The organism is Rugamonas sp. (assembly GCF_025354735.1).
GTDB lineage: Bacteria > Pseudomonadota > Gammaproteobacteria > Burkholderiales > Burkholderiaceae_D > Rugamonas.
On sequence record NZ_JANXMI010000212.1, the window covers coordinates 1 to 5,168 of the forward strand.

At 66.7% G+C, this 5,168-nt stretch carries 5 protein-coding genes; 2 read left to right on the forward strand and 3 right to left on the reverse strand.

Annotated features, from left to right (window positions below; genetic code table 11):
• On the reverse strand, positions 1–619 hold a 619-nt coding region (locus Q0S71_RS16880), incomplete at its 3' end, for an NmrA family NAD(P)-binding protein (RefSeq protein ID WP_295998195.1).
• A gap of 166 nt (positions 620–785) precedes the next feature.
• On the opposite strand from Q0S71_RS16880, the gene Q0S71_RS16885 reads away from it, so the two are divergent.
• A complete protein-coding gene (locus Q0S71_RS16885; protein WP_295998198.1) occupies positions 786–1,673 on the forward strand; it encodes a LysR family transcriptional regulator in 888 nt (295 codons plus the stop codon).
• Here the strand turns inward: Q0S71_RS16885 and Q0S71_RS16890 are convergent.
• Positions 1,670–2,392, reverse strand: coding sequence for a YoaK family protein (locus Q0S71_RS16890; protein WP_295998201.1), 723 nt, complete (start codon positions 2,390–2,392; stop codon positions 1,670–1,672). The genes Q0S71_RS16885 and Q0S71_RS16890 overlap by 4 nt on opposite strands.
• Before the next feature lies 1 nt (position 2,393).
• Positions 2,394–4,265, reverse strand: coding sequence for an amidohydrolase (locus Q0S71_RS16895; protein WP_295998204.1), 1,872 nt, complete (start codon positions 4,263–4,265; stop codon positions 2,394–2,396).
• Between the two features lie 285 nt (positions 4,266–4,550).
• Between Q0S71_RS16895 and Q0S71_RS16900 the strand changes: the two genes are divergently transcribed.
• Complete coding sequence (locus tag Q0S71_RS16900; RefSeq protein WP_295998207.1) at positions 4,551–4,973, forward strand: hypothetical protein; 423 nt, start codon at positions 4,551–4,553, stop codon at positions 4,971–4,973.
• The last annotated feature ends 195 nt before the right edge of the window (positions 4,974–5,168 follow it).

The following is a 5,168-nucleotide window of genomic DNA, read 5'->3' on the forward strand; positions in this document are numbered from 1 at the left end:
CGTGGTCCATCTCGACCGGGCCGGACAGGTTGATGGTCTTGCCGATGTAGGCTTCCGGGCTCTTCAGGATGGCGGCGATGGCGCGGCCCTGGTCGGCGGCGGCGATGGGCGAGTGGCGGCCTTTGCCGACCGGCATGCGCAAGATGCCTTGTTGCAGGTAAGGCAGCTGCCATGGGTACATCAGCCATTCCAGGAAGTAAGTCGGACGCAAATGGATCACCGGCAGGCCCGACCAGTTGAACACTTCTTCGTTGAGGAAGGTGTCGCGGCAAGAGTCGCTGGTCGAGTTGCGGTTGGCCGAGCGCTGCGACAGGTTCAGCACGGCTTTGACGCCGTTTTCCTTGGCGGCCTGCACGAAGTTGACGGTGGCGGCGATCAGGCCGGGGGCGACCGGATAGACGAAGTAGGCGGCGTCCACGCCCTGCATGGCGGCCGACAGCGAGTTCAGGTCCAGCAAATCGCCGATGACGATTTCGGCGCCGGCCGCGGCCAGCGCGTTCGAGCGCTCGTCGACCTTGCGCACCAGGGCGCGCACTTGCAGGCCCAGGGCCAGCGATTCCTTGACGGCAGCGCGGCCCGTGTCGCCCGTTGCACCAGTGATGAGGACTTTCTTGCTCATGATCGTATTCCTTTAAGTTAGTGTGGAGGTTGTCGTTTCGATGCAGCACCGTGCTGCCGGTGATTGAAGAATGCGCCTTTCCGTGGTTATGCGGTAGCCGTCGAATTTCTCTATAATCTATGCTGAATCAGCATTAATTAACGCGGGCAGGGCCTGGGGGACGATCGTGAAAGATATACTGACGCTGCGCCTGTATTCGCGGGTGGCCCGCCTGGGCAGTTTTTCGGCGGCGGCGCGCGAGTTCGCGCTGGCGCAGTCGCAAGTGTCGCGCATGGTCGCCGAACTGGAGGCCAGCCTGGGCGCCAAGCTGCTGCACCGGACCACGCGCGCGGTGGTGCCGACGGAGGCGGGCAGCGAATTCCTGGTGCGCATAGAGCCGATACTGGCGGCGCTGGAAGACGCCGAAAACAGCGTGCGCGACAGCGGTGAATTGCGCGGCCTGCTGCGGGTGGGCATGCCGACGACGATGGGCTTGCGCATGGTGATGCCGCGGCTGGCGCCGTTCACCCAGCGCCATCCCCACCTCAACATCGAGCTGGTGCTCGACGACAAATGGCAGGACATGGTGCGCGAGGCGGTCGACGTCGGCATCCGGGTCGGCCCGCTGCCGGACGCGGCCGGCGTGGCCCGGCTGATTACGACGATACAGCGGGTGGTCGTCGCGGCGCCGTCCTATCTGGACCGGGCCGGCGCGCCGGCGACCCCGGCCGACCTGACGCGCCACAGCATCGTCGGCGGCCCGGCCACCACGCGCGCCGCCTCCTGGTACTTCGAGCGCGCCGGCGAAAAGGTCAATGTCGACCTGCATCCCCAGCTGACGACCAACACGCTGTCGGGCGCCGTGGCCTGCGCGGTGGGCGGCATGGGCATCACGTCGACGACGATCTGGGCCTGCCGTCAGGAACTCGACAGCGGCGCGCTGCTGCGCGTGCTGCCCGACTGGAACACGGTCGATTTACCCGTCAACGTGTATTTCCCGCAGGGACGCTCGACCCGCCAGGTGGCGCGGGCCTTCGCCGATTTCATCACCACCGAACTGCGGGCCGCTTCCTAGCTGGCCACGGCCGGCGTGCGCCACGGCTGGCGCGCGATCATCGTCAGCAGCAGCGCCAGCGGCAGCAGCAAGCCCCAGAAGCCGCAGCGCACATAGGCGTACGCGCCGCCGATGGCGCCGCAGCCGAAGGCCACCACCGGCCAGAAGAATTTGCCGCAGCGCGCCCGCACGGCCGGCGGCGCCTCGCCGCGCGCGATGTCGACCAGGTCGATCACCAGTTGCGTGACGTTGCCCGTCATGACGGTGGTCGGCGTCAGCGTGGGAAATTGCAGCTTGCTGCTGGCGTTGTGGATGCCCATGGCGGCCGCGCCCATCATGCCGGCCGCCAGCGCCCACGGCGTGCCGGTGTCGGTGCTGACCGGCGAGGCCATCACGCCGGCCGCCATGAAGCCCAGCAGCAGCAGCCACTGCACCGTTTGCACATAGGCCGCCGTCGGCCGGCCGGCCCGTTCCAGCGCCACCGTCAGCAGCCGCGCGACGACGACGCCGGCGATGAAGGCGGGGAAGGCCAGGAACTTGATGAGCAGCACGCCGTGCGAGGGCCGCGCCAGCTCGGCGCCGATCAGCACGAAGTTGCCCGTCACGTGGGCGGTGAACAGGCCGAACAGGGCGACGAAGCCGAGCGTGTCGACATAGCCGGCCAAAAAGGCCAGGCACATGGCCTGCACCGGTTCGCTTTGCGCGCCGCTCGCCGCGCTCGTCGTGATAGTTGTCGCCATCTCAGAACGCGAAGCAGCTGCAACCGAGCGCGCCCCAGAAGCCGCCGACGTCGGCCACCGGCAGCGTCGACTTGCGCGCCTTGTCGTGCGCGTGCGCGTGCACGCCGCAGGCGCCCCGGCACTGGTGCGCCGCCGGCAGCGCCGACTTGTGCGCGGCCGGCGCCACGGCGCGATAGTGTCCCGCTACTTTGGACACCGGCGACCAGTCCGGCAGCACCGGTATCGGCGGCGGCGCCAGCGGCGTGAACTCGGCCTGGCCGTAGACGATCTTGCCGCCGACGATGGTGAGCACCGATTCGATGGCCTTGATGTCGTCTTCCGGCACGCTGAAGAAATCGCGCGACAGCACCGACAAATCGGCCAGCATGCCTTCCTGGATGCGGCCCTTTTTCCCCTGCTCGCTGGAGAACCACGCGCTGCCGGCCGTCCATAGTTCGAGCGCGGTGTCGCGCGACAGCCTGCCGGCCGCTTCGTACAGCCGCAGGCCGCCAACTGTGCGCCCGGACACCAGCCAGTACAAGGCGGTCCACGGATTGTAGCTGGCCACGCGGGTGGCGTCGGTGCCGGCGCCGACCGGCACGCCGCTGCTCAACATGCGCTGGATGGGCGGCGTGTGGGTGGCCGCCTCGGCGCCGTAACGGTCGACGAAATACTCGCCCTGGAAAGCCATGCGGTGCTGGATCGCGATGCCGCCGCCGAGCGCCTTGACGCGGTCGATATTGTGCGGCGTGATCGTTTCGCAGTGGTCGAACATCCAGTGCAGGCCGTCGAAGGGGATGTCGCGGTCGACCTTTTCAAACACGTCGAGCATGCGCGTGATCGATTCGTTGTAGGTGGCGTGCAGGCGGAACGGCCAGCGTTTCGAGATCAGGTGGCGCACCACTTTTTCCAGCTCGTCCTCCATGCCGGCGGCCAGCTCGGGACGCGGTTCGAGAAAATCCTCGAAGTCGGCCGCCGAAAACACCAGCATCTCGCCGGCGCCGTTGTGGCGATAAAAGTCCGAGCCCTGGCCGGGCGCGACCATGTCGGTCCACTTCTCAAAGTCGCCCAGCTCCTTGCCCTTGTTTTGCGTGAACAGGTTGTAGGCGATGCGGATGGTCAGCTGCTCGTCCCTGGCCAGCTGGTCGACGACGGCGTAATCTTCCGGATAATTCTGGAAGCCGCCGCCGGCGTCGATGGCGCTGGTGACGCCGAGGCGGTTCAATTCGCGCATGAACTGGCGCGTGGAATTGACTTGCTGCTCCAGCGGCAGGGCCGGCCCCTTGGCCAGCGTCGCGTACAAAATCATCGCGTTCGGGCGCGCGATCAGCATGCCGGTCGGGTTGCCGGCGGCGTCGCGCACGATCTCGCCGCCGGGCGGATTGGGCGTGTCCTTGGTGTAGCCGACAGTCCGCAGCGCGGCGCGGTTGAGCAGCGCGCGGTCGTACAGGTGCAGGATGAAGACCGGCGTGTCCGGCGCGGCGGCGTTGATCTCGTCGAGCGTCGGCAGGCGCTTTTCGGCGAACTGGAATTCGGTCCAGCCGCCGACCACGCGCACCCATTGCGGATGCGGCGTGCGCGCGGCCTGCGCCTTGAGCATACGCAGCGCGTCGGCCAGCGACGGCACGCCTTCCCAGCGCAGCTCCAGGTTGTAATTGAGGCCGCCCCGTATCAGGTGCAGGTGGGAGTCGTTCAGGCCGGGGATGGCGGTGCGGCCATTGAGGTCGATCACCTCGCTGTTGGCGCCGCGATGGCGCATCACCTCGTCCGCGTCGCCGACGGCGAGGAAGCGGCCGTCCTGGATCGCGACGGCGCTGGCCTCCGGCCTGGATTTGTCGACCGTGTGGAAGCGGCCGTTCAGCAGGATCAGCGGATCTGGGGTCGGGGTAGTCATGATGGCGCTCCGGGAAATGGGAAGTACGTGGGGTACGGATATCATCGGGCCGGCGCCGGCGTCGCGCCACTGCACTGTAATAGTACCGCCACCGGACTTGTGTGACGATAGGGCGGGCTATAAATTTGATCGCGGCGGCGGCGCAGCCGGCCCGGCTATTGAAAGCGGACGGCGGCGCGGGAAGCGCGCTACACTTCCAGATCGGCGCGCGGTTGAAGTCCGGCTGGCCGCCCCGGCGCCGCATCAGTCGACACATCAATCAACGCGATAAATAAGGAGCTATTCATGGAAGAGTCGGAATTCGTCAGCCAGGAGTCAGCGCTGTACCAGCAAATCCGTCCGCTCACGCGCGGGCTGCGCGATTTGCACAAGGCGCTGATCGACGTCGAGACCCAATACTTCGGCAACGTCGGCAGCCCGCTCGAACATTTGCAGCTGGTCGCCAACCACTTTCATTTCGCGTGGCTGCACAAGCTGTCGGGCCTGATGACGGCGTTCGACGAGCGGCTCGACCAGAAGGAGCCCCTCACCGTGGGCGAGCTGGCCGACTTTCGCACCGCGATTGAAATCCTGATCGGCCCCGTGGAACCGGGCGACGCCGAGTTCCGCAAAAAATATCTGGCGCTGCTGCACGATGCGCCGGAAGTGGTGATGGCCCACGGCGCCGTGCGCAAGCTGCTGAGCGGCTTGCCGAAGCGCGCGGTTTAAGCGTGCCGCTTGAGCGCACCGCTTGAGTGCACCGCTTAAGCGCGCCGCATGGTAATTTCGCTTGCGGCGTAAAGCGGGTTTGCGGCCGCGCTGGGCAAGCATGTCGCCAGGAGAATCCGGTCGGTCAAAGAAATCGGAATAGTCGCCGCCGTGACGTCGGGGTCAGACCACAGTTTCGAATGAATCTCTCGAAAC

Excerpts from the sequence above, each read along its gene's own strand:
- Q0S71_RS16890 (WP_295998201.1), bottom strand. The coding sequence starts at position 2,392 with ATGGCGACAACTATCACGACGAGCGCGGCGAGCGGCGCGCAAAGCGAA.
- Q0S71_RS16895 (WP_295998204.1), bottom strand. The coding sequence starts at position 4,265 with ATGACTACCCCGACCCCAGATCCGCTGATCCTGCTGAACGGCCGCTTC.
- Q0S71_RS16900 (WP_295998207.1), top strand. The coding sequence starts at position 4,551 with ATGGAAGAGTCGGAATTCGTCAGCCAGGAGTCAGCGCTGTACCAGCAA.